The organism is Enterobacter sp. MALB-1, from assembly GCF_041021625.1.
In the GTDB taxonomy this organism is placed as follows: Bacteria; Pseudomonadota; Gammaproteobacteria; order Enterobacterales; family Enterobacteriaceae; genus Enterobacter; species Enterobacter oligotrophicus.
This window is the reverse complement of the sequence record NZ_JBDPJL010000003.1, coordinates 26,017-48,266: the sequence shown is the minus strand read 5'-3', so window position 1 is coordinate 48,266 and position 22,250 is coordinate 26,017. Positions and strand designations below refer to the sequence as shown.

The window sequence follows — 22,250 nt, the reverse complement described above, 5'->3', positions numbered from 1 at the left end:
GGGGTGGAAATGAAAGAAGTTATGCGTGTCCTGTGGGTGTTGTCTGTCCAATACATTGCATGCTGGTTTTCAGGCTGGGATGCTGCCTCTACGTTCTTTATGCTGGTCGTACTATTTTTATGGCAGACGATTTTTACTTACATCAATCATCATCTTTCTAGAAGGAAAGAAGGTGATAGTAGGGATGTTTCATCTTTGATCTATCTATTATGCTCTTTTCCTGCTCTGTTTTCACCGTTGATCTCAATGCTGATTTTTATAGGTCTTACTGTCTTGAGAGTATGTACAATTGGTGGTGTTACAGTAGGAGCTAAGTCACTCAAGGAACAATTTACCTTTGATGGAGCATACATAGGCCAGTCCGATACTGATTGTTCTGAGCCTATGCGTTCAAATCCTGCCACTGGTTTACCGATGTGCGGAGTTGTTGACTCTTCTGGTAACGCTTATGGGAGTTCCATAAGAGTAGATAGTCATTACCATTAATGAATTGACTCATTACCTGATTCCATGGAGGTTGTTATGGTTCAACAAAAAGGAATGAAAGTAGGAACGTTGTTGGCTCTTTTTACCCTCTCAGGGTGTAGCAGTATCAGGGATGTTGAGTATATAGATCCGAAAGGATATTCGGATGTGGCAAGTTATTTAAGTGAAACTTTTGAAAAATCGAACTGTATAGGCACAACTTTCTCGTCTCAAGGACGGAAATTCATAAATTCAGATGGCTTAAACTATCAATTGGGCGGGAAAAACCTACGTTGCTATGTAGCCTCGATTGAAGAGTCGATAGATAGATATTGTGTTGCTAAACAAGGGGAAATGGTACAGGGAGGAACATGGTGTGTAGTGAATAAAATGCCATTGTTTCATGTGAATTATAGCCCTGATACCTCGTTAACTAAAATAGGGCTTGGATATAGTGTTTTCTCTACAGTAGAGCCACCTAGTCCTCAGGCGAAACAGCAATGGTTGAGTTCAGCGGAGAGACTTGGATATATTAGCGAGCGAGTCCAGCAACAGACTGATATAGAAAAGAAAATTGATTTGGCTAATGAGATAAATGAAAAGCAAAAAAAATATATAGCGATGAATGCTGAAGTTGCTGTCAGTATTGGCGATTTGATATGTCGAGAGGATTACGAGGCAAAACCTCATCAATATCCTGGGGTTGCATACTACAAAGCATACGTGGAGAAAAAAGAGAAAAATAAACTACAGTTGCGGTTGGTTTGGCACGGTGGTGATGGGTTTGTAGTTAACGATATAACCAATGTGAATAACATAATCTGGTCAAGCCCTAAAGGGTGGCGTTATTGCAATTGAGTTTATAACACCTCTTTAATAACTAAGCCCGCATGTTCGGGCTGTTTCTTATACTTGCCATTCTGAATATCCATCCTGAATACCGGCTCTACCTATTCTAAACCTCAATGAGGATAATATGAGTTTTAATGCTAAGGATATGACCCAAGGGGGTCAGATCGCGAGCATGCGCATCCGTATGTTCAGTCAAATTGCCAATATTATCGTTTACTGTCTCGTTATTCTCTTCGGCATCATTGTCGCGATTACGCTGTCGGTTAAACTGACCTGGCAGACGTTCGTGAACGGCATGGTTTATTACTGGTGCCAGACGCTGGCCCCCATGCGCGATATTTTCAAATCCCAGCCTGTCTATACCATCCGTTATTATGGCCATGAGCTGAAGTACAACGCGCAGCAAATACTGCAGGACAAATATATCCAGTGGTGCGCAGACCAGGTCTGGACAGCCTTTATTCTTGCCGCCATCATCGCGGCTGTGGTGTGCGTTATTACCTTCTTTGTCACCACCTGGATTCTGGGCCATCAGGGTAAGCAGCAGAGTGAGGACGAGATAACAGGGGGGCGCCAGCTGACTGACGACCCGAAAGCGGTGGCGAAAATGCTCAGGCGCGACGGTCTCGCATCCGACATCAAAATCGGTGAGCTGCCGCTTATTAAGGACTCGGAGATCCAGAACTTCTGTCTGCACGGTACCGTTGGTGCCGGGAAGTCCGAGGTTATTCGCCGCCTGATGAACTACGCCCGCCAGCGTGGCGATATGGTCATCGTGTATGACCGTTCCTGTGAGTTCGTCAAAAGCTACTATGATCCGGCCACGGATAAAATTCTTAACCCGCTGGATGCGCGCTGCGCCGCATGGGACCTGTGGCGGGAGTGCCTGACACAGCCTGACTTCGACAACGTTTCCAACACGCTTATTCCTATGGGCACGAAGGAAGATCCCTTCTGGCAGGGGTCGGGGCGTACCATCTTTGCTGAAGCCGCTTATCTGATGCGCAACGACAAGGACCGCAGCTACAGCAAGCTGGTCGACACGCTGCTTTCCATCAAGATTGAGAAGCTGCGCTCGTACCTGAAAAACTCCCCGGCGGCGAACCTGGTGGAAGAGAAAATCGAGAAAACGGCCATCTCCATCCGCGCCGTGCTGACCAACTACGTCAAGGCTATCCGCTACCTGCAGGGCATCGAAAATAACGGCGAGTCATTCACCATACGTGACTGGATGCGCGGCGTTCGTGAGGATGGTAAAAACGGCTGGCTGTTTATCTCTTCCAATGCCGACACCCACGCTTCCCTCAAGCCGGTTATCTCCATGTGGCTGTCCATCGCCATTCGCGGGCTGCTGGCGATGGGTGAAAACCGTAACCGCCGCGTGTGGATCTTCGCCGACGAGCTGCCGACCCTGCACAAGCTGCCGGACCTGGTTGAGATCCTGCCGGAGGCGCGTAAGTTTGGCGGCTGCTACGTCATTGGCATTCAGTCTTACGCCCAGCTGGAAGATATTTACGGGCAGAAACCGGCGGAAACGCTGTTCGACGTGCTGAACACCCGTGCCTTCTTCCGCTCGCCGTCGCGCAATATCGCTGAGTTCGCCGCTGGTGAAATCGGAGAGAAAGAAATCCTCAAGGCATCCGAGCAGTATTCCTACGGTGTGGACCCGGTACGCGACGGTACCTCGGTCGGCAAGGACATGGAGCGCGTCACCCTGGTGAGTTATTCCGACGTCCAGACGTTGCCGGATCTCTCCTGCTACGTCACGCTTCCCGGACCTTATCCTGCTGTGAAGATGGCGCTGAAGTATCAGCAGCGTCCAAAGGTGGCACCGGAATTCATTCCGCGCACAATCGACGGGAAAGCGGAGGAACGCCTGAATGCCGCGCTGGCTGCACGTGAACATGAATCCCGCAGCATCGCCATGCTCTTTGAACCGGATGCAGACGTTATCGCGCCAGAGGGCGGTGCGGAGAATGCTGGTCAGCCACAGCAGCCACAGCAGCCACAGCAGCCGGCACCCTGCGCTGCAGACACCGCATCCGCTTCGGCATCCGTAGCGGGTGCCGCCGGCACCGGCGGCGTGGAGCCTGAGCTGAAGACAAAGGCGGAAGAGGCTGAGCAGCTACCGCCCGGCATCAGTGAAAGTGGTGAAGTGGTGGATATGGCGGCATGGGAAGCGTGGCAGGCGGAGCAGGACGAACTGTCTCCTCAGGAGAGGCAGCGTCGTGAAGAAGTGAACATCAACGTGCACCGGGCGCCTGAAAAGGATCTTGAGCCGGGAGGATACATCTGATGATGAGCATCGGATCGGTAAAATCCGCCGGCAGCGCGGGCAATTATTACACCGACAAGGACAACTACTACGTTATCGGCAGTATGGGCGAGCGCTGGGCCGGAAAAGGGGCTGAAGCGCTGGGGCTCAGCGGCGGGGTGGACCAGAAGGTCTTTACGAAGGTTCTGGAGGGACGCCTGCCGGACGGCAGCGACCTCAGCCGGATTCAGGACGGGGCGAACAAACACCGTCCGGGCTACGACTTCACCTTCTCAGCACCCAAAAGTGTCTCCGTGATGGCCATGCTGGGTGGTGATAAACGTCTTATTGAGGCCCACAATCGTGTCGTGGATACGGCCATTAAGCAGATAGAGGCGATGGCCTCCACGCGGGTTATGACGGAGGGCAGGAGCGAGACGCAGCTGACCGGCAACCTGGTGATGGCGCTGTTTAACCACGATACCAGCCGCGACCAGGAGCCGCAGCTGCATACCCACGCCGTGGTGGCCAACGTCACGCGGCATGGCGATGAGTGGCGCACGCTCAGCAGCGACAAAGTGGGTAAAACCGGGTTTATCGAGAACATCTACGCCAACCAGATTGCCTTTGGCCGTCTGTATCGTGCCGCGCTGAAGGATGACGTCACGGCGATGGGTTATGAGACTGAGACAGTTGGCAAACACGGTATGTGGGAGCTGAAGGGCGTACCGACGGAGCCGTATTCCAGCCGCAGCAGGACGATTAGCGAGGCGGTCGGGGACGACGCGTCCCTGAAGTCCCGCGACGTGGCGGCGCTCGACACCCGCCAGTCGAAGCAGAAGGTTGGCCCCGAGCAGCGCATGACCGAGTGGATGCAGACCCTGAAAGAGACGGGGTTTGACATTAAAGCCTACCGCGAGGCGGCGGACCAGCGGGTTGTGCAGGGAAATATTCCCGTTACGACGCCTGAAACCATTGATATTAACAGCAGCGTCGGGCAGTCCATCGCGATGCTGAGCGACCGGCGGGCGCGGTTCACGTATTCCGAACTGCTGGCCACCACCCTCGGGCAGCTGCCCGCGCGGTCGGGCATGGTGGAGATGGCGCGTGACGGCATCGATGCAGCGATAAAAAATGAGCAGCTCATCCCGCTGGATAAAGAGAAGGGGCTGTTTACCTCGAACATCCACGTGCTGGATGAGCTGTCGGTGTCGGCGATGACCCGCGATTTACAGCGGACGGGGCAGGCTGACATTTTTCCGGAGAGGGGCGTGCCCCGCAGCCGGTCATACAGCGATGCCGTGAGTGTCCTGGCCCAGGACCGTCCGCCCGTGGCGATCATTTCGGGTCAGGGCGGGGCGGCCGGTCAGCGTGAGCGCGTGGCGGAACTGACGATGATGGCGCGCGAACAGGGGCGTGACGTGCAGATTATCGCCGCCGACAGGCGCTCGCGCAGCGCCCTTATGCAGGATGAGCGCCTCAGCGGCGAGCATATCACTGACAGGCGGGAGCTGACGGAGGGCATGACCTTTACGCCCGGCAGCACGCTGATTGTGGACCAGGGGGAGAAGCTGACCCTGAAAGAAACGCTCACGCTGCTCGACGGCGCGCTGCGCCATAACGTCCAGCTGCTGATTGCCGACAGCGGCCAGCGCACCGGGACCGGCAGCGCCCTGACCGTCATGAAGGAGGCGGGAGTGAGCACGCTCGCGTGGCAGGGCGGTGAGAAGACGCAGGTCTCGGTTATCAGCGAGCCTGACCGGCGGCAGCGGTATGACCGCCTGGCCGCTGACTTTGCCCGAAGCGTCCGCGCAGGTGAACACAGCGTGGCGCAGGTCACCGGTCCGCGCGAGCAGGCGGTGCTCGCAGGCGTAGTCCGCGAGGCGCTTAAGGCGGAAAAGGTGCTGGGCGAGCGGGAGGTCAGCATCACCACGCTGGAGCCGGTCTGGCTCGACAGCCGCCATCAGCAGGTGCGCGACCACTACCGGGAGGGGATGGTCATGGAGCGCTGGAATGCCGAAGCACGCAGCCGGGAACGCTTTGTCATTGACCGCGTGACGGGCCGCAACAACAGCCTGACGCTGCGCAACGCGCAGGGTGAGACGCGGGTGACCCGCCTGTCTGAACTCAACAGCAGCTGGTCGCTGTACCGCACCGGCACGCTGCAGGTGGCCGAAGGCGACCGCCTGGCGGTGCTGGGTCAGGCGCACGGGACGCGGCTGAAGGGGGGCGATACGGTGACCGTTAAGGCGCTCGGGGAGGCAGGGCTCGTCGTCAGCCTGCCCGGGCGTAAGGCAGACGTGGCCCTGCCCGCCGGCGACAGTCCGTTTACCGCCGCGAAGGTGGGGCAGGGCTGGGTGGAGTCGCCGGGCCGCTCGGTGAGCGACAGCGCCACGGTCTTTGCCTCGCTGTCGCAGCGCGAGCTGGATAACACCACGCTGAACAAACTGGCGCTCAGCGGCAGGGCGGTGCAGCTCTATTCCGCGCAGACGGCGCAGAAAACGACGGAGAAGCTGTCGCGTCAGTCTGCCTGGAGCGTCGTGTCTGAACAGATTAAGGATGCGGCGGGGCATGACAGGCTCGATGATGCCCTGGCGCACCAGAAGGCCGGGCTGCACACGCCGGAGCAGCAGGCCATCCATCTGGCCATTCCGGTGCTGGAGGGGAACGGCCTGGCGTTCACGAAGCCGCAGCTGATGGCCGCCGCGAAAGAATTTGAGCAGGACAGCCTCAGCCTGCAGGCCATCGAAAAGGAGGCGGACCGGCAGATACGCAGCGGCGCCCTGCTGTCGGTGCCGGTATCGCCGGGAAACGGCCTGCAGCTGCTGGTCTCACGTCAGTCGTACAATGCGGAGAAAAGTATCCTCCGCCACGTTCTGGAGGGAAAGGAGGCCGTCATCCCGCTGATGGATAAGGTTCCGGACGCGCAGCTGGCGGGCCTGACCGACGGGCAGCAAAACGCCACGCGCATGATACTTGAATCCCCCGACCGCTTTACCCTGGTGCAGGGCTACGCGGGCGTGGGTAAGACCACCCAGTTTAGGGCCGTCATGTCGGCCATCGGCACGCTGCCGGAGCGGGAGCTGCCGCGCGTTATCGGCGTGGCCCCCACCCACCGGGCGGTGAGCGAGATGCGCGATGCGGGCGTACCCGAAACGCAGACGCTGGCGGCCTTTATTCACGACACGCAGCAGCAGCTGCGCGGCGGCGAACGACCGGACTTCAGCAACGTGCTGTTTCTCGTGGATGAAAGCTCAATGGTCGGTAACGCCGACATGGCGAAGGCGTACAGCCTGATTGCCGGGGGCGGCGGTCGCGCGGTCTCCAGCGGCGATACCGACCAGCTGCAGTCCATTGCCCCGGGCCAGCCCTTCCGCCTGCTGCAGAAGCGCAGCGCCATTGACGTGGCGGTGATGCAGGAGATTGTCCGCCAGACGCCGGAACTTAAACCTGCCGTCTACAGCCTGATTAGCCGCGATATCGGCAGCGCCCTGACGACCATTGAGCGCGTGGCACCGGCACAGGTGCCGCGCAGGGCGGATGCCTGGCAGCCGGACAGCTCCGTCATGGAGTTCAGCCGCGAACGGGAGGAGGCCATTGCGAAAGCCGTGGCGGCCGGCGACCTGATGCCCGGCGGGGAGCCCGCGACGCTGCTGGAGGCCATCGTGAAGGACTACACGGGGCGCACGTCAGAGGCGCAGGCGCAGACCATCGTTATCACCGCCCTGAACGCCGACCGCCGCCAGGTGAACGCCATGATTCATGACGCCCGTCAGGGTGCCGGCGAGGTGGGCGAAAAAGAGGTCACGCTGCCGGTCCTTACGCCAGCCAATATCCGCGACGGGGAGCTGAGGCGCATGGCAACGTGGGAGGCGTCCCGCGACAGCCTGGTTCTGCTGGACAGCACGTATTACAGCATTGAGGCGCTGGACGGGGAGGCGCACCTGGTGACGCTGAAGGATGCGCAGGGCAACACCCGCAGCCTGTCGCCCGCGCAGGCGGCGACAGAGGGCGTCACGCTCTACCGTCAGGACACCATCACCGTGTCGGAAGGCGACCGGATGCGCTTTTCGAAAAGCGACAACGAGCGGGGCTTCGTGGCCAACAGCGTCTGGTCGGTCAGTGAGATAAAAGGTGACAGCGTCACGCTGTCGGACGGGAAACAGACGCGTACGCTCACGCCGTCAGCGGAGCAGGCAGAGCAGCACATCGACCTGGCCTATGCCGTCACCGTTGAAGGCTCACAGGGTGCGAGCGAACCCTTCTCCATCTCCCTGCAGGGCACGGACGGCGGACGTAAGCGGATGGTGAGCTTCGAGTCAGCCTACGTGGCGCTGAGCCGCATGAAGCAGCACGCGCAGGTCTATACCGACAGCCGGGATAAGTGGGTGGCCGCGATGGAAAAATCGCAGGCGAAAAGTACGGCGCATGACATTCTGGAGCCGCGCGGCGACCGCGCCGTCGCGAATGCCGTCCGCCTGACGGCGACGGCAAAAGCGCTGGGTGAGGTGCCTGCCGGTCGCGCCGCGCTGCGCCAGGCCGGGCTGCAGCCTGAGGGCTCAATGGCGAAATTTATCTCGCCGGGGCGTAAATACCCGCAGCCGCACGTGGCGCTCCCGGCCTTCGACCGCAACGGCAGGCAGGCGGGCGTCTGGCTGAGCGCCCTGACGTCCGGAGACGGGCAGCTTAAGGGGCTCGCTGGTGAAGGCCGGGTGATGGGCAGCGGGGACGCGGCGTTTGCGGGTCTGCAGGCCAGCCGTAACGGCGAGTCGCTGCTGGCGCGGGATATGGAAGAGGGCGTGCGGCTCGCGAGGGAGAATCCGCAGAGCGGCGTGGTGGTGCGGCTCGAAGGCGAGGTGCGACCGTGGAACCCCGGCGCCATTACCGGCGGTCGGGTCTGGGTCGACGGCCTGCCCGACGGCACCGGTACGCAGCCCGCAGAAACGGTGCCGCCGGAGGTGCTGGCACAGCAGGCCCGGGAGGCTGAGGTGCAGCGGGAGCTGGATAAGCGTGCCGAAGAGGCGGTCCGCGAGATGGCCCGCAGCGGCGACAGGCCGGCCGGAGGGGCTGACGTCGCCGTCCGGGATGTGGTGCGGGATATGGCGCGGATAAAAGAAACGCCGGCATCTCCCCTCACGCTGCCGGATGCGCCGGAAGAACGCCGCCGGGATGAGGCGGTGTCTCAGGTGGTGCGCGAGAGCGTGCAGCGGGACCGCCTGCAGCAGATGGAGCGCGAAACGGTGCGGGACCTTGAGCGTGAAAAGACCCTGGGAGGCGACTGATATGCGCGCTGAAAACCATCCGCTGTTCCCCCTTGTGGTGGTGGCCGACTGCTGGCTGCAGCGTCTGCTCGTGTGGACGCCGGGGCAGACCGACCTTATCAAGACCGTGGCGCTGCTGCTGATGGTGGCCGACCACATCAGCATGCTGTGCGGACTGGATAATGACTTGCTGCGTCTTGCCGGTCGGGGAGCGTTTCCGCTCTTTGGCCTGGTCTGGGCCATGAACCTCGCCCGCCATCCGCAGATTCAGCAGCGCGCCCTGAACCGGCTCTGGATATGGGCGGGTGTGGCGCAGGGTGGCTGGATACTGACCGGGCTTCGCCCGGACCTGGGCAATATCCTGTTTGCCTTTGTGGTCAGCGGACAGGCGCTGGCGCTGATGCAGCGGCACGGGCCGCGCGCGTGGCCGCTCTCACTGATGCTGGTTCTGGCCTGGCTGCCGTTTTCGGCGGGAAGCTACGGGCTGGCGGGGGTAGTCATGCTGATGCTGGCCTGCGGCGTATGTATGACGGGCCGGCGCACCACGCGCACGGGGCTGGCGCTGTGTCTGGCGCTGGCCATACTCGCGCTGAATGCCGCTGACAGCCCCGCTTTTGCCATCGCGGGTCTGGTGATACCCGGCGTTACCCTGACGGTGCTGAGCCGGACCTGCTGCCGCGTGCCGCGCTTCTGGCCCCGCGAATTTTTCCCGCTGTTCTACGCGGTGCACCTGGCCGTCATCGGACTGATGGTGATGTGATATCTGCCGTGTCAGAATAGGGTCAGTCAGGGGAGTATACGTGAAACAGATTTATCCGGAGGCAGGATGAAAGAGCAGGGGCGCCCCACGCTGACGCTGCGCCGTAAGACGGAGCCAGAAGGCCAGCGTGCCGTTAACAACAGTGAACCGGACGGTGCGGGACCGGGCCGGGTCACGCGTAGAAAGACCGTGGTGGTGAACACGACGCCTGCCTGGAAGGTCAGGAAGCTGGCGGTGGATGAGAGCGCGAAAAAGGCGCAGGCGGACGAGAAGGCCGCCAGAAAAGCAGAGAAAGCCCGGCTGTGGGAAGAGCGTCAGGCGCAGGAGCGGGAGGCCATGCGGGCGGCCAGGCGCAAACCTGCCCCGGAACCGGTGTACCGGAAGGTCATGCCGCTTGCGGACGCGCTCGCGCTCCTGGAGCAATGTTGGCCGGCCCTGGTGACGGACGGCCAGCCGCAGCTCCTGGCGGTCAACATCCGGGAGGCGATGGTGAATGACATTCGCCAGCGCGGGCTGGAGGTTTCCGTGAAAACGCTGAAACGCTGCCTTGCCGCAGTCACCCGCTCGGATGCGTATCTGGGCGCCATGACGGTGGGCGCGTGGCGTAAAAACCTTGCCGGACAACCGGTCACACCGGTGAGCGAGGAGGAGGCGGCGTATGCCGTGGAGCGCAGGGCTCAGGAGCATGCTAAACGACAGCGCAGGGTGGTCAGAAGCGTCGCCACCCGTGCACGAAACGAACTGATAACAACAGAGAAGAGAAAAACACAGGATGAACATGAATAAAACCCTTTCAGTCATGCTTGCCGCTGGCCTTCTGGTCTCCGGCGTGGCGGGGGCAGCAGAGAAACCTGCCGCTGCCTTTACCCCGGAGCAGGAAGCCCGCATTGGTGAAATCGCGAAAGACTACCTGCTGGCTCATCCGGAAGTGCTGGTTGAGGTCAGCCAGAAGCTGCAGGCTCAACAGCAGGAGAAGCAGCAGCAGGCGATGACGGCCGCCGTGGTTCAGAATCAGGCAGCGCTGCTGAACGATAAAGGCACACCATCATATGGTCCTGCTGATGCGAAAGTGACGGTCGTTGAATTCTTTGATTACCAGTGCATCTACTGTGCCCGCCTGGCGCCGGAACTGGAGAAAGTGATAAAAGCTAACCCGGACGTGCGCTTTGTGTTCAAGGAATTCCCGATATTTGGCCAGCGCTGGCCGGCGTCGCTCAGTGCGGCGAAAACCGGGCTCCAGGTCTGGAAGCAGAAGGGGGCCGACGCTTACCTTCACTATCACAACGCGATTTACGCCACCGGTCACAACGAGGGTAAGCTGACCGATGCTGATATCAGCGCGGCCGCAAAAGCCGTGAAGTTCGATGCGAAAACAGCCCCTGACGTTCAGGGGACCCTGGATGGCATAAACACACTCGCGCAGCAGCTGGGCTTCAGCGGTACCCCGGCCCTGGTGGTTCTCCCGTCAACCGGCGCCAGCGCTGATAACGTGACGGTTATTCCGGGATACACCAGCGCGGAGGCGCTGCAGCAGGCCATCAGTCATGCTGCCGGCGATACCAAAAAATAATCAGGCGTCCGCCACCTGATACCGCTAAAAGAGACTGACGCCTTCGCCGTGCTCAGTTGTCCAACCCCGGAGAAGGGCAAAAGCAAGTTTCCCCCGTCTCCGGCGTTTCTGGTTAATACATCCGAACAGTATTTCTGAGGTTATTTAATGCGTAAGTTCATCTTTCGCCAGCTGGCCGTGTCCGGTCTGGTATGTCTTTCGCTGAGCTGTATTCAGCCCGCAGCAGCGGCATCCTCCGTTCAGGTCGGCTTTTCACCTGAAGGCAGCGCGTTGCAGCTGGTCCTTAAGACGATTGAGTCAGCACAGCAGGAAATTCGGCTGATGGGCTACTCATTTACGTCTCCGGAGGTGGTTAGTGCGCTTGTCAGGGCAAAACGCCGTGGTGTGGATGTGAAGATAGTGCTCGATGAAAAGGGCAACCGGAGCAAAGCCAGCCAGGCGGCGATGAACGTCGTGGTGAACGCGGGAATTCCGCTGCGCACCAACGGTCGCTACGCCATCATGCATGAAAAAGTCATTATTGTTGATAATCATACAGTTGAGGCTGGTAGCTTTAACTACACTCGCTCTGCTGCATCGAGGAATAGCGAGAATGTGCTGGTTATTAATGAGGTGCCGGAAGTGGCACAAACCTACCTTCAGCACTGGCAGTCGCGCTGGGACGGAGGAACTGAGTGGCATTCTTCATACTAAGTCGCATCGTCATTTGATCCGCAATCTACATCCATTCAGGTGAGTCATGCGCCAACATGGCTCACACTTACGCGTAAAGTTAAGTCGCTGATTTCAGATATCTGTAGTATCCTCTGCGAAACGATCCTTGCTTGATCCTTGAGGAGGCAAATATGTCGCAGGTCGGAAATGCAGTAACTTCCTCATCGAAACGCGCTTACAGAAAGGGTAATCCCCTTAGTGAAGCTGAGCGACAGAAAATTGCTTCGGCTAAAAAAAGGGCTACGCATAAAGAACTGAAAGTATTTATTAAGCCCGAAATCAAAGAGTATCTTTCTAACCTTTGTGAAGAAGATGGTGTTACTCAAGCTGAAGTGTTAGAAAAGTTGATTGAAAGGGAAGCTTTTAGTCGAAAAGCATCGTGATGGACTCACTTTCTTGATACTTAAGATTTTGAGTGCTAGATTACTGATCGTTTGAAGAATTTTGGCTGGCCACGCCGTAAGGTGGCAGGGAACTGGTTCTGATGAGGTGTCTACCCGGGACCAGAAAAGACAAAACCCCGATAATCTTCACAAGGTTTGGCGACTCAGAGAAGACTAACGGGGCTTACCTAAACTGTATAGAAGCTGTTGCTCTATGCAGGGAGTATAGTTTTATGCTCAGAAAAGTTCAATACCTGTTTCTGTGCCATTTGCTCCTTCCGTGCAACATAAGTGCGGGAAGGTGTGACTGACGCTCAGACCCTGTTCTCCCATTATCGTCAGGTCAAAAACCCGAATCCGATATTCACGCCGCGAGAAGGGAAAAAGACCCTGCCGTTCTGTCGTAAGCTGATGGCGAAAGCTGAGGGCTTCACGTCCCGTTTTGACTTTTCCGTCCACGTGGCGTTCGTGCGCTCGCTGGGTAAGCGTCACCGCATGCCGCCGGTGCTGCGCCGCCGTGCCATCGATGCGCTGCTGCAGGGGCTGTGCTTCCACTATGACCCGCTGGCCAACCGCGTCCAGCGCTCCATCACCAATCTGGCCATCGAGTGCGGGCTGGCGACGGAGTCAAAGAGTGGCAACCTCTCCATCACCCGCGCCACGCGGGCGCTCAGGTTTATGGCGGAGCTGGGTCTGATTACCTACCAGACCGAGTATGACCCGCAGATTGGCTGCAACATCCCGACCGATATCACCTTCACGCCGGCACTGTTCTCGGCGCTCGACGTCTCTGACGTGGCTGTTGTGGCCGCACGCCGCAGCCGCGTTGAATGGGAAAATCAGCAGCGTAAAAAGCAGAACCTGAAGCCGCTGGAGATGGACGAGCTGATAGCGAAGTCTTGGCGGTTTGTGCGCGAACGGTTCCGCAGCTACCAGTCCGAACGTAAACAGCATGGCCTGAAACGCGCGCGCGCGCGGCGTGACGCAGACAGAACCCGCAAGGACATTGTGACGCTGGTGAAACAGCAACTGACGCGCGAATACGCCAGTGGGCGATTTACCGGCGGGCTCGATGCCATGAAGCGGGAGCTGGAACGTCGCGTGAAAGAGCGCATGCTGATGTCGCGTGGTAACAACTACACGCGGCTGGCCACCGTCCCCATATAATCTTTCCTGTGTGAAAAATCCGGCCGGCGCCGGAGGGTTTCGCACGTCCGCAGTTCCCGGCTGATGGTTTTCTGCACGAAACGCTGCCCGTCTTCCCTGATATTCACCGCATTCCGCCACCAGAATGGCCAGATATTGCATCGGCGTGGCCACATCTCGTCGCCAGATTCAGTTACCCACAAATAACTGCAAGGGACCTTTCCGTAAGGTTACAACCGTACAGCTTACAGAGCGCCAGCCGACGTGATTTCAAAGTGCGTGGTTTCCTTTAAAAACCTGCTCTGTACTCCTTTTAAATAAATAAGATTACTTCTTATAAATAAATAACCTGTTCATCGCCTGCCCTGTGGACAGGCTCAGGAGAATGCACGCCCTTGCAGCGGACTTAACGTCCGCGCCGGTTCGGTGAACATCTTAGGTTGGTCCCGTTGCTGCACAACGGGCGCTGTCGCGCGCTCATAGTTACAACATACTAAAAAGTTCAGAACGGTCGCCGTGCACAGCGGCAGCACCTGAGCCGGGACCCACCCCTGAAAAGCGCCGCCGCCCCCGGCCGCAGGCCGGGAGTGGTGTCGCTTTTAGTGATGGATGTTGTAACTAGAGTTCTCCGTTGCTGTGGGTACAGTCGCTGGGGGTTATGACGTACACGCCCGTAAGCGGCCCTCACGGCCCGCTAACGCGGAGATACGCCCCGGCTGCGGCTTCGCCTTGCCGGGACCACTCCGGTGGCGCACAGAGACTTCTGTTTTGTTTCAGGTCCGGTAGTTGTGGGCCTGGCAGGAAGGGGGTTATTACGGCTTCAGCCGTAATGCTTTTTTCGTCCTCGCTTCGCTGCGGGGGCCTCCGGCGCTTTGCGCCTCCATGCCGTTTCACGGCATAATCACACCTGAAGCCTGGTATCTATCGTTTAAGGGAGAGCAGAATGGAGTATTCAGACGCCTTCATGCGCCAGCATGAAGAGATGTGCCGGGTCGTTGGCCAAATCGTTTTTACGCTGGCCGAAGCCGGCATTGATTCGCGCCGGGAAAATATTGTCTCCGTGCTGCACAGTGAGATTGCGGAAACCGGAAAATGGGCGCCGGACCAGGTGCTTTACCTGCAGCTGGCCATCGACCTGCTGGAACAGGCGCGCCTCCTGCCGGGGCAGGGAAACTGATAACATCAGGGGAAGACGCCAGAATGTCACGAACGGTCGAAATACTGCAGTACACCTTACACGGCGGCAGCGGCGACGGTTTTCACCGAATCATGCGGGACATCAGCCTTCCCCTGCATCAGCGCCACGGCATTGATGTTGTCTGGTCTGCCCGGTCCCTGCATGACCCGGATTACTACATTCTGGTGCGGGCTTTCGACAGCCCGGAAAGTATGTCTGCTGTGCTTGATGCTTTTTATGCAGGCGATGACTGGCGCAGCGGGCCGCGTGAAGAAATTATTCGCTGTATCGACAGCTGCATTAAAACGGTTATAAGGATGCCTGCGGAAAGCGTGGAGAAGCTTCGCGGTAAACATAACCTGACTCCCTCTGGTCTGAAAGGAAACAACGCTCCGCCGCTGGCGGGTGAATATTTATGAGAAGCATGGAAAAAACGGGCCATCTGGCATGGTGCGCGCTGGTTGCCCTGCACACGGCGCGGGAAGACGGACTGGTGCTGTCGGAGTCGCAGGAAAACCTGTTTATCAGCCGCTGGTTCGCGCAGGCGAAAAAGCAGCGGCGCTTTTCTCGTGACGTGGCCACCGATATTGACTGGATACTGGAGCAGGGGCGAAGACTTGGCGTCCGGGCAAGGTTACGGCATAAGCTTGATTATCTCTGGCGCAGCTGTACGGGCGAACTGTCAGAGCAGAACGACCTCTTTCGCCTGACATACGCCCTCGAGCTGGCGAAGCAGTACGACTGGGTGTATCACGTCCTCAGCGACAGTGAGTGGAGCGGCCGGCGTCAGATCCAGCCGCCAGCGTCGGTAAACAGCATCTGTGTGCTGAAAAGCGCGCTGGATATCGGTTTTAATGATGAAGGAAAGCAGGTTATGCCGGTTCCTGCCAGAATTGGCGGGCGCGCTGAGGGGCTGAATGCGCTGCTGAAAACCTGTGGCTGGGAGGCCGTCAGCAACGACGATCACTGGCAGCTGGTGACCATCAGCGCTGGCTGAACAGCAAAGAACGGGCAGCGTGAATGCAACCCTGTTATTGCTATCACTGAGCGCGTGACAGGGCGTCTCAGGAAAGGATTAGTGGCGGATCTGCGCCAGGTCGTCTTCGGTCAGACCGGTCATTTTCATGACGGTATTGCGGTCGATGCCGTTCTGAAGCATGGTACGGGCAACTTCGAGTTTTCCTTCCTGTTTGCCTTCATTGCGGCCTTTTTCAATACCGCGTTGCTCACCGAGCTGAATCCCCTTCTCGATGCCCTTCTGTTCGAGCTGTTGTGCGATGGTCATAAGTGCGTCTCCGTGTTGCGGCACACGCTGTGCCAGTTCGCGTACAAAGGCCTCGGCGTCAGATGTTTCGCCCGCCTGTACGATATAGTGTACCAGCGATATGACCTGCGATGAAGACAGATATCCGGCCAGCAAAATGGGCGCCAGCCGGTCAACCAGTTCTGCCAGGTCCCGCTGATGAATATGTTTCTGCAGTAAAGTCAGGGCGGCCATGCTGCGATGGCCGGCGATTTCATCATCCGGAATGACCGTAACGTCTACCAGCGGTAAAGCGCTGCTGTAGAGTTTGCCTGCCAGCCCCGGATCGTCAAACTCATCCAGCCACCGTGTGGAGTAAGGATACGGGCTGCGTTTACCCGTATAGAACAGCACCGGTATCACCAGTGGTAATTTCTTATGGCCTGCGTCAAGGTGGCGCTGCATGGCGGCCACCGCATAGCGTATCAGACGGAAAGCCATATGTTTGTCCGGCGTTGACTGGTGTTCCACAAGGACATGTATGTACCCGTCACCGGCTGTGGTTTTCAGGCTGTAGAGGACGTCGCTGAAATACTGGCGGAGATCATCCTCAACGAAAGAGCCGGATTCCAGCTTCAGCGTGCTGAGATCGCAGATGGCGCGCAGTTCTGCCGGCAGATGCAGCTCCATAAAATCCCGGGCAATATCTGGCTGAGTCAGAAACTGCCTGAACGTCGCATCGTGAGGTGTGGGTGTGCTGTTTTTCTTCTTCATCAGCCCTGGCTCTGAAAAATGACCCGGAGATGTTATCACAGCCCGGAAAAAGCTAATATTGGCGGTGAACGGAATTGCCATTCCTTCAGGGGACTGTGCCGGGGGGGGGCGGTCCCCTTCCTGAACCTAATGATGAAACGTACTACCGCATATCCAGTGCTATCCTATGGATAAACATGTAACAAGTAGTAAACCTTAAGCTTATTGTGTGATATTAGTACCCTCTCCTAATTTTTTGCTTAAGCTCGGTGTGGAATGTGTCCGCATTCATTTTATCTACGTGACGCATTGCCTCGCTTCCATTGATAGACTCAAGGGTAATCTGGCGCTTCCTAATTATTTCATTCTTGTAAGATTGAATGAACAATTCAATATCGATAGGCTTTGTCATCTGCGGCCATTTACTAAGATACTCAGGCAGTTCACTAACTGTCGTTTTGTACGAGCAGATCCTGCGATTAGTTATTGTGGCCTCACCTATTTCGAATGGAACCCACCAGGACTGTGCCGTTTGACTAGAAACTACCGCAATAAGGTGCGTGCTTTCACTAATTCGACGAGTTATTACACTCGTTATATCATCAGTGGATTGCGACTCAACATCAAGAACATCAAGATATGTAGAGATACCTTCACTCGTAAGCCTGTTATTGATCGTCATGGCCTGCGCTCGATCAGTATGGCGATAACTGATAAAAACTGTCATTAGAAACGTCCTTTAGAAAATAGTTCATGATAATAAGCACCAAGTGCTGTAAGGGGGAGCCAGTTGATTTAAATACAGCGAAATACATATGATCGGCTTCAACTGGCTCATAAACTCGATGGCGGTTAATCTTATGTGTTGCGCAAAAAATCACCGCACATCGGATTAAATGATTTTCCTCTGCCGGCTTTTAGCTTGAACCGAAAGAGAAAAGTTTATGCGTCCCACAAAAATAGAGGTTTAAATTAATCCTCTTTCAATGAGTCGTCGGTAATGCTCGCCTAATACAGTAAGCCTGCAGGACTTGTTTTCCATCGCAGCAAAGTACATATGAGGAGCATCCTCAGGAACGAGAAGATTAACGCGATTAAATTGCTGGAGAATTGCAAAAACCTCCGTTTTATCTGGATCAGGACAATCACTTTTCGGTTCATAAGATGGGTCTAATTGAAATTTAAAGCCGGGCTGTGGGAAATAATCTACTAATTTCCTCAAATCGGCCAAATCTAATGGAGATTGCACACTTCTTAGTGAAACGAAGCTTTTGACGTTTGTTTTGAATAAAGGACGTTGATCCCAAGGACCTAAAGATTGATCAATGTGTGCGTAGACACTGCCTGGAGTAATATCACCAATCAAGTTTGCAGCAGAACCGTTTAAAGCATCAACTAGTAATGTAGTGAATATACCAGAACCATTTTCCTCCATCGAATACTGCTCTTCAGTTGATGCCGTAAGGATGGTCATCCCTTCGGTGAGCTCTGCGGTAGGATCACTTCTATCTTTGCTGCCTGCTACACCCGAATGGCAACTATCCAAAATTATTATTTTGTTTCTCGCTTTGGATTTATTGGCTATATGTATTAACTCATGGAGTGAAAAACCATCATCACCAGTTTCACAGTCACTACCACAAAGAAAACCACCAACACTTTCTATATAACCATGACCGGCGAAGTAGAATAAGGCTACATCACAGTCGCCTTCAAATAATTGCTCCGCTGCTTGTTTTATTTCTTTTCTGGTTATAGGCTTTGTCGGACCAGTAGCCGTCATTAATTTAACAGAAAAGTTAACTGAGCCATCAGAATGTCGTTCGAGTACACTCTTTACACTGTATGCATCATTAACGCATCCAAACAAAGGGGGTATTTTATCGTAATGATCAATGCCAATAACTAACGCCTTTCTCATTTAGTTACCTCATAAAGAATCGATAAATGATTTAACGCCATCCCATGTCCATACTACTGGAGATAATCCATCTGGCTTGGTTCGATCTTCTTTATAAATCCAAAGGGGAAGAATAGATTTGCCTTCTTCTTTAGCACATTCTATCTCCCACTTCTGCCCAGTTGATGTTAAAGAATCTGAGCTAATCAGTGCAATAACACCATCAGATCGTTTAATCCTAGTTCTGACCTTATCTTTCCAATCGCTTTCGTATGCCTCTTTAACAGACATATCAATATATTCAAACTCACATCTTGTATTAAGAGATTGACCTTTTAAAAGATCCCTCATTCTTTCATCTTCAATAGCAAAGGCAACGAATATAACTTTCTTTGAATCAGCCATTTTTATAAATCCTTCTGCATAAAGTTGGATAACCAACACCGATTTTGAGTCAATCTCTTATACCATTTCTAAGCTTATAATCAAAACCACCGTTGATCTACAACTGCTGTGACCTGCTCCCCGTCAATCAATACTAGGTGCTGTTAGCTACTTCAGCTTTTGGCACTAAGCTGGCTTTAATGACCGGACATGAAGTCGAAGGTCAGGATGTGCGGTCAGGGTGAAATTTTGAGTGTCGTTTCGTCGCTGATCAACTGACAGGGTCATTTATCCTGCTATAGCAATAATAGTGTAAATTTAATACAAAAAATACAATAATCCACAAATTGGAATAATCATAAATAATTAGTGCTTTATCAGCATCAATAAGTTTCTTCTTCACCTGAGATCCGAAAACCCCTGAAGTCGGAATATGTAAAAATGTTGTCCGGCATTCACTTAGTACCAACTGCATTGTCATCCAGTTATACTGTGAAAAACAGGAGGCTGGCATGAAACTGAAGATGCAGGATCTGAGACTTTTTAATTTCATCTTTCATAGCTCTCCCGTCTGGATACACGCTCTCTTCAACCGCACACTGTCAGCTTTCTTTGATTAAGAACTGAACTTAGGCATTGACGATGAACGTTATCAGGAAGAGGGAACTTCAAAAACCAAAAGGGTCAGATGCCTACTGAAACAGGTGGATCACGATACTGCACCGCATGTTCTTAGTGCCCTATAGCAACATAAAGCTGAGACCATGTCTGAACAGGACCAACAAAGCCGCGATGACAATCGCGTAATGATTTCACGCTTGGAAAAAATTGATGCTGATACAGCCAAAGGTGGTAGTACAACTGATAGCCGAAATGAACAAGTTGATATCTTTGCCGCCTCATCCACGGGTTTTCGAGTTCGAAACACGACTTGTTGAATTGTTCTCAGGTGAGCAGATTGACGTCAGCTTCCGGCTGAATGATGATTAGAAAACTACATTAGTTCAAAGCAGCATAGTAAAAGGACAAAAGATGAAGCCTGAACAGTTAAAAAAAATAGAGTCTTTGCAACGTGAAGTTGATGATTTCCATCCAGTTTTAAGAGCACTTTTTCCAAAATTGCCAACGGTGACCCATGTTGAATATAAACAAGGTCCTAGCGAAAAAGGGTCCGATTTTGTAATAATAAAAAGAGATGATACACTTGATGAAGAAATATATATTGGCGTTGTCTGTAAAGTCGGAAAAATCACCCAATCGAACAATGAGGTAGAACGTCAAATAGAGGAGTGTAAAATTTTCCCAAGGTTAATCTCATCGGGTTCAAAACATATTCATTTGAATGAGATTTGGGTTGTTACAAACTCGACCATATCTAATAACGCTCAAGAAAAAATTCACTACAAGTTTAAATCAACAAACATTAAATTTATTGATGGCGAAAAATTATGTTCTTTGATATCTAAATATTACCCTGAGTTCTGGGATTTTGAATCAATCAATTACGAACATTACTTGGCTGACTCTTTGAACATGATGAGTTCTCTACCTGAAAGCTCATTCTTTGGTAGCATTGGCATAAACAACCTAATTGATCGCTATGTTTCTAAAGAGGATAGTAAAAAAAGAAGACATCGCCCCTTGAAGCTTTTTAGCGTCATTAAAAATGAACGTTTCGTTTTTTTGGAGGGGAATGTTGGTGCAGGGAAGAGTACATTAATAAAGCAGTTAATTGAGAAAATAAAAGCAGAATACTCTTATGAGAAAGATTATACCTTACCGATATTCTGTCAATATAAAGATTTGATTGATAAAAAGCTAGAGGTGGAATTAATTATTTCTGGAGTATTGTCAGAGTATAAAATACAACATGAAGGAAAGATTCTATTTATAGTTGATTCAGTTGATGAAGTCAAAGAGTCAATGGAGGAGAGACAGTCAAACTTCCGCAAGATAGTTGAACAAATATCAAGAAACGATCAATTAAGATTACTAGTGGCCTCAAGGGTTATGGACTCGCTCGAGGACTATGAAATAATTGATAAAATGTTTTCTAGATATTCTATAATTCCACTTACAACAGCTCAACTCATTGATTTTGTGGATAAAATCTGCAACGATATAAAGATCACTCATAAATTAAAGAATGGAATTGAAAAAACCCCATTATTTAAATTTATTCCGAGAACCCCTGTAAGTGCCATTCTTTTGGCGAGAATACTTTCTGATGAGATTAAAGAACTACCATCGACCATGACTGAGTTGTATTCTAAATACAGTGAAATTGTACTGGGTCGATGGGATACCTCAAAAGGTTTGCTTTCCCAAACTGAATATGATGTTATTAGTAATGTTTTAATTGAGATCTCTATTTATATGATGGATAATGCTCTGGCATGCATTTCTTTATCAGAAGTTCAGGATATATTTCTAACATATCTTGCAAAAAGAAACCTTAATGTCGATGAAGAAAAGTTATTCAAAAGATTAATATATCGTAGTGAGGTCACCTGTGTAAATAACAGGACGAACACCTTTACTTTCCTCCATAGATCATTCATGGAGTACTTTTATGCTGAAGGCTTAAGGAAGAAAGGATTTGTAGATATAAATGATAAAATATATGAAATTTACTGGGCAAACTGCTATTTCTTTTATTTTGGCTTGCAAAGGGACAATGAATATCTAATTGATAAAATTAATGATTTCAAGCCTGAAGATGATAGGACAAGGTTTCTAAGACTGTTCTACAATGGTTCATTCTTCCTTGCATCGTATCTCACGCCTTATAAAAAAATAACAAAGGGTGTGCTCTCGTCATATGTAGACGCTGGTAAATTATATGTTGATATTCTCAAGGGTAATACAGATATACCCCTTAAGGAATTTACGCCTGTAGCATTATTATGTATTTTTACACGCTGCCTAAGTAATAATTATTGTTACGACTTTTTCAAACCAGCTCTTGAGGATTTATTAGTAGCCATCGAACAATATGATGAGATTGGTGAACACATAGATTACGCAAAGTTTTTCATAGCAGCTACATTGAATGAACTTGGGGATAAAAATGCTTTTGATGATCTCATCGAAAATAATAAGCTAGACATTCTCATCAATCTTGGCATCACACATGTCACAGAGGATTCTGGAATGATTAGTGTTGCAGTTGATAAATATCTCAAGAAATTCAATCGCAAAAGAAAGAATAACCATGATATGTCAGACTATATATCTCGTCTCTATGAGGAATCGTCATCTGAAATGCGTCAATCAATTTCAAAAAATCAATAGCACGTATTGAGTCGAAACCGCATCATCTATTATTAAGATATGCGGTTAATTTTTTCGCATAATAGGTAGTTAGGCACAGCGTATATCGCGGAAA

General features: G+C 53.1%; 18 protein-coding genes and 3 pseudogenes. 16 read left to right on the top strand and 5 right to left on the bottom strand.

Annotated features, from left to right (window positions below; genetic code table 11):
• Positions 1–9: 9 nt before the first annotated feature.
• The 9 genes from ABGB15_RS22130 to ABGB15_RS22090 all read left to right on the top strand — a co-directional run bounded on the left by ABGB15_RS22130 (position 10) and on the right by ABGB15_RS22090 (position 12,259).
• Positions 10–486, top strand: a complete 477-nt coding sequence (locus ABGB15_RS22130; protein ID WP_320722964.1) for a hypothetical protein — start codon at positions 10–12, stop codon at positions 484–486.
• A gap of 36 nt (positions 487–522) precedes the next feature.
• Positions 523–1,323, top strand: coding sequence for a hypothetical protein (locus ABGB15_RS22125; protein ID WP_369064381.1), 801 nt, complete (start codon positions 523–525; stop codon positions 1,321–1,323).
• A 118-nt stretch (positions 1,324–1,441) separates the two neighbouring features.
• The gene (traD, locus tag ABGB15_RS22120; protein WP_369064380.1) at positions 1,442–3,613 is read left to right on the top strand and encodes a type IV conjugative transfer system coupling protein TraD; all 2,172 of its coding nucleotides are present in this window, start codon (positions 1,442–1,444) and stop codon (positions 3,611–3,613) included.
• Positions 3,613–8,853 carry a conjugative transfer relaxase/helicase TraI gene (gene traI, locus ABGB15_RS22115; protein WP_369064379.1) on the top strand — a complete coding sequence of 1,747 codons (5,241 nt, stop codon included), beginning with the start codon at positions 3,613–3,615 and terminating at the stop codon, positions 8,851–8,853. Before traD ends, traI begins: the two co-directional genes overlap by 1 nt.
• A gap of 1 nt (position 8,854) precedes the next feature.
• Entirely contained in the window at positions 8,855–9,592 is a 738-nt protein-coding gene (gene traX / locus ABGB15_RS22110) for a type-F conjugative transfer system pilin acetylase TraX (RefSeq protein ID WP_369064378.1), read from the top strand.
• Between the two features lie 66 nt (positions 9,593–9,658).
• Entirely contained in the window at positions 9,659–10,378 is a 720-nt protein-coding gene (locus tag ABGB15_RS22105; protein WP_369064377.1) for a fertility inhibition protein FinO, read from the top strand.
• Positions 10,371–11,162, top strand: a complete 792-nt coding sequence (locus ABGB15_RS22100; protein ID WP_369064376.1) for a DsbA family protein — start codon at positions 10,371–10,373, stop codon at positions 11,160–11,162. Before ABGB15_RS22105 ends, ABGB15_RS22100 begins: the two co-directional genes overlap by 8 nt.
• Positions 11,163–11,309: 147 nt before the next feature.
• The gene (locus tag ABGB15_RS22095) at positions 11,310–11,855 is read left to right on the top strand and encodes a phospholipase D family protein (RefSeq protein ID WP_369064375.1); all 546 of its coding nucleotides are present in this window, start codon (positions 11,310–11,312) and stop codon (positions 11,853–11,855) included.
• Between the two features lie 152 nt (positions 11,856–12,007).
• A complete protein-coding gene (locus ABGB15_RS22090) occupies positions 12,008–12,259 on the top strand; it encodes a replication regulatory protein RepA (protein ID WP_032635028.1) in 252 nt (83 codons plus the stop codon).
• A 40-nt stretch (positions 12,260–12,299) separates the two neighbouring features.
• Here the strand turns inward: ABGB15_RS22090 and ABGB15_RS22085 are convergent.
• Positions 12,300–12,410, bottom strand: a pseudogene (locus ABGB15_RS22085) (replication protein RepA).
• Positions 12,411–12,492: 82 nt separating this feature from the next.
• Here ABGB15_RS22085 and tap point away from each other — a divergent pair.
• The 5 genes and pseudogenes from tap to ABGB15_RS22060 all read left to right on the top strand — a co-directional run bounded on the left by tap (position 12,493) and on the right by ABGB15_RS22060 (position 15,579).
• Entirely contained in the window at positions 12,493–12,570 is a 78-nt protein-coding gene (gene tap, locus ABGB15_RS22080; protein ID WP_020323529.1) for a RepA leader peptide Tap, read from the top strand.
• Positions 12,551–13,426, top strand: coding sequence for an incFII family plasmid replication initiator RepA (repA, locus tag ABGB15_RS22075; RefSeq protein WP_369064374.1), 876 nt, complete (start codon positions 12,551–12,553; stop codon positions 13,424–13,426). Before tap ends, repA begins: the two co-directional genes overlap by 20 nt.
• A gap of 922 nt (positions 13,427–14,348) precedes the next feature.
• Positions 14,349–14,582 carry a DUF2767 family protein gene (locus ABGB15_RS22070; protein ID WP_311023252.1) on the top strand — a complete coding sequence of 78 codons (234 nt, stop codon included), beginning with the start codon at positions 14,349–14,351 and terminating at the stop codon, positions 14,580–14,582.
• Between the two features lie 23 nt (positions 14,583–14,605).
• Positions 14,606–14,929, top strand: a pseudogene (locus ABGB15_RS22065) (NIPSNAP family protein); the annotation flags it as partial.
• 68 nt (positions 14,930–14,997) lie between these two features.
• A complete protein-coding gene (locus ABGB15_RS22060) occupies positions 14,998–15,579 on the top strand; it encodes a DUF2913 family protein (RefSeq protein ID WP_311023254.1) in 582 nt (193 codons plus the stop codon).
• Positions 15,580–15,657: 78 nt separating this feature from the next.
• On the opposite strand, the gene ABGB15_RS22055 is transcribed toward ABGB15_RS22060, so the two are convergent.
• From ABGB15_RS22055 to ABGB15_RS22040, 4 genes are all read right to left on the bottom strand, one after another.
• Positions 15,658–16,599: an Rpn family recombination-promoting nuclease/putative transposase gene (locus ABGB15_RS22055; protein ID WP_311023258.1), complete on the bottom strand. Its 942-nt coding sequence runs from the start codon at positions 16,597–16,599 to the stop codon at positions 15,658–15,660.
• Between the two features lie 214 nt (positions 16,600–16,813).
• The gene (locus ABGB15_RS22050; protein WP_311023268.1) at positions 16,814–17,305 is read right to left on the bottom strand and encodes a toll/interleukin-1 receptor domain-containing protein; all 492 of its coding nucleotides are present in this window, start codon (positions 17,303–17,305) and stop codon (positions 16,814–16,816) included.
• 240 nt (positions 17,306–17,545) lie between these two features.
• Positions 17,546–18,499 (bottom strand): caspase family protein, encoded by a 954-nt coding sequence (locus ABGB15_RS22045; RefSeq protein ID WP_311023272.1) that lies wholly within the window; start codon positions 18,497–18,499, stop codon positions 17,546–17,548.
• A 9-nt stretch (positions 18,500–18,508) separates the two neighbouring features.
• Positions 18,509–18,883, bottom strand: a complete 375-nt coding sequence (locus tag ABGB15_RS22040) for a TIR domain-containing protein (protein WP_153459075.1) — start codon at positions 18,881–18,883, stop codon at positions 18,509–18,511.
• A 491-nt stretch (positions 18,884–19,374) separates the two neighbouring features.
• Here ABGB15_RS22040 and ABGB15_RS22035 point away from each other — a divergent pair.
• Positions 19,375–19,849, top strand: a pseudogene (locus ABGB15_RS22035) (DUF3644 domain-containing protein); the annotation flags it as partial.
• 45 nt (positions 19,850–19,894) lie between these two features.
• Positions 19,895–22,156: an NACHT domain-containing protein gene (locus tag ABGB15_RS22030; protein WP_369064373.1), complete on the top strand. Its 2,262-nt coding sequence runs from the start codon at positions 19,895–19,897 to the stop codon at positions 22,154–22,156.
• Positions 22,157–22,250: the final 94 nt, after the last annotated feature.

Coding starts and splice junctions, on each gene's coding strand:
- ABGB15_RS22130 (WP_320722964.1), top strand. CDS start 10: ATGAAAGAAGTTATGCGTGTCCTGTGGGTGTTGTCTGTCCAATACATT.
- ABGB15_RS22125 (WP_369064381.1), top strand. CDS start 523: ATGGTTCAACAAAAAGGAATGAAAGTAGGAACGTTGTTGGCTCTTTTT.
- traD (WP_369064380.1), top strand. CDS start 1,442: ATGAGTTTTAATGCTAAGGATATGACCCAAGGGGGTCAGATCGCGAGC.
- traI (WP_369064379.1), top strand. CDS start 3,613: ATGATGAGCATCGGATCGGTAAAATCCGCCGGCAGCGCGGGCAATTAT.
- traX (WP_369064378.1), top strand. CDS start 8,855: ATGCGCGCTGAAAACCATCCGCTGTTCCCCCTTGTGGTGGTGGCCGAC.
- ABGB15_RS22105 (WP_369064377.1), top strand. CDS start 9,659: ATGAAAGAGCAGGGGCGCCCCACGCTGACGCTGCGCCGTAAGACGGAG.
- ABGB15_RS22100 (WP_369064376.1), top strand. CDS start 10,371: ATGAATAAAACCCTTTCAGTCATGCTTGCCGCTGGCCTTCTGGTCTCC.
- ABGB15_RS22095 (WP_369064375.1), top strand. CDS start 11,310: ATGCGTAAGTTCATCTTTCGCCAGCTGGCCGTGTCCGGTCTGGTATGT.
- ABGB15_RS22090 (WP_032635028.1), top strand. CDS start 12,008: ATGTCGCAGGTCGGAAATGCAGTAACTTCCTCATCGAAACGCGCTTAC.
- tap (WP_020323529.1), top strand. CDS start 12,493: ATGCTCAGAAAAGTTCAATACCTGTTTCTGTGCCATTTGCTCCTTCCG.
- ABGB15_RS22070 (WP_311023252.1), top strand. CDS start 14,349: ATGGAGTATTCAGACGCCTTCATGCGCCAGCATGAAGAGATGTGCCGG.
- ABGB15_RS22060 (WP_311023254.1), top strand. CDS start 14,998: ATGAGAAGCATGGAAAAAACGGGCCATCTGGCATGGTGCGCGCTGGTT.
- ABGB15_RS22055 (WP_311023258.1), bottom strand. CDS start 16,599: ATGAAGAAGAAAAACAGCACACCCACACCTCACGATGCGACGTTCAGG.
- ABGB15_RS22050 (WP_311023268.1), bottom strand. CDS start 17,305: ATGACAGTTTTTATCAGTTATCGCCATACTGATCGAGCGCAGGCCATG.
- ABGB15_RS22045 (WP_311023272.1), bottom strand. CDS start 18,499: ATGAGAAAGGCGTTAGTTATTGGCATTGATCATTACGATAAAATACCC.
- ABGB15_RS22040 (WP_153459075.1), bottom strand. CDS start 18,883: ATGGCTGATTCAAAGAAAGTTATATTCGTTGCCTTTGCTATTGAAGAT.
- ABGB15_RS22030 (WP_369064373.1), top strand. CDS start 19,895: ATGAAGCCTGAACAGTTAAAAAAAATAGAGTCTTTGCAACGTGAAGTT.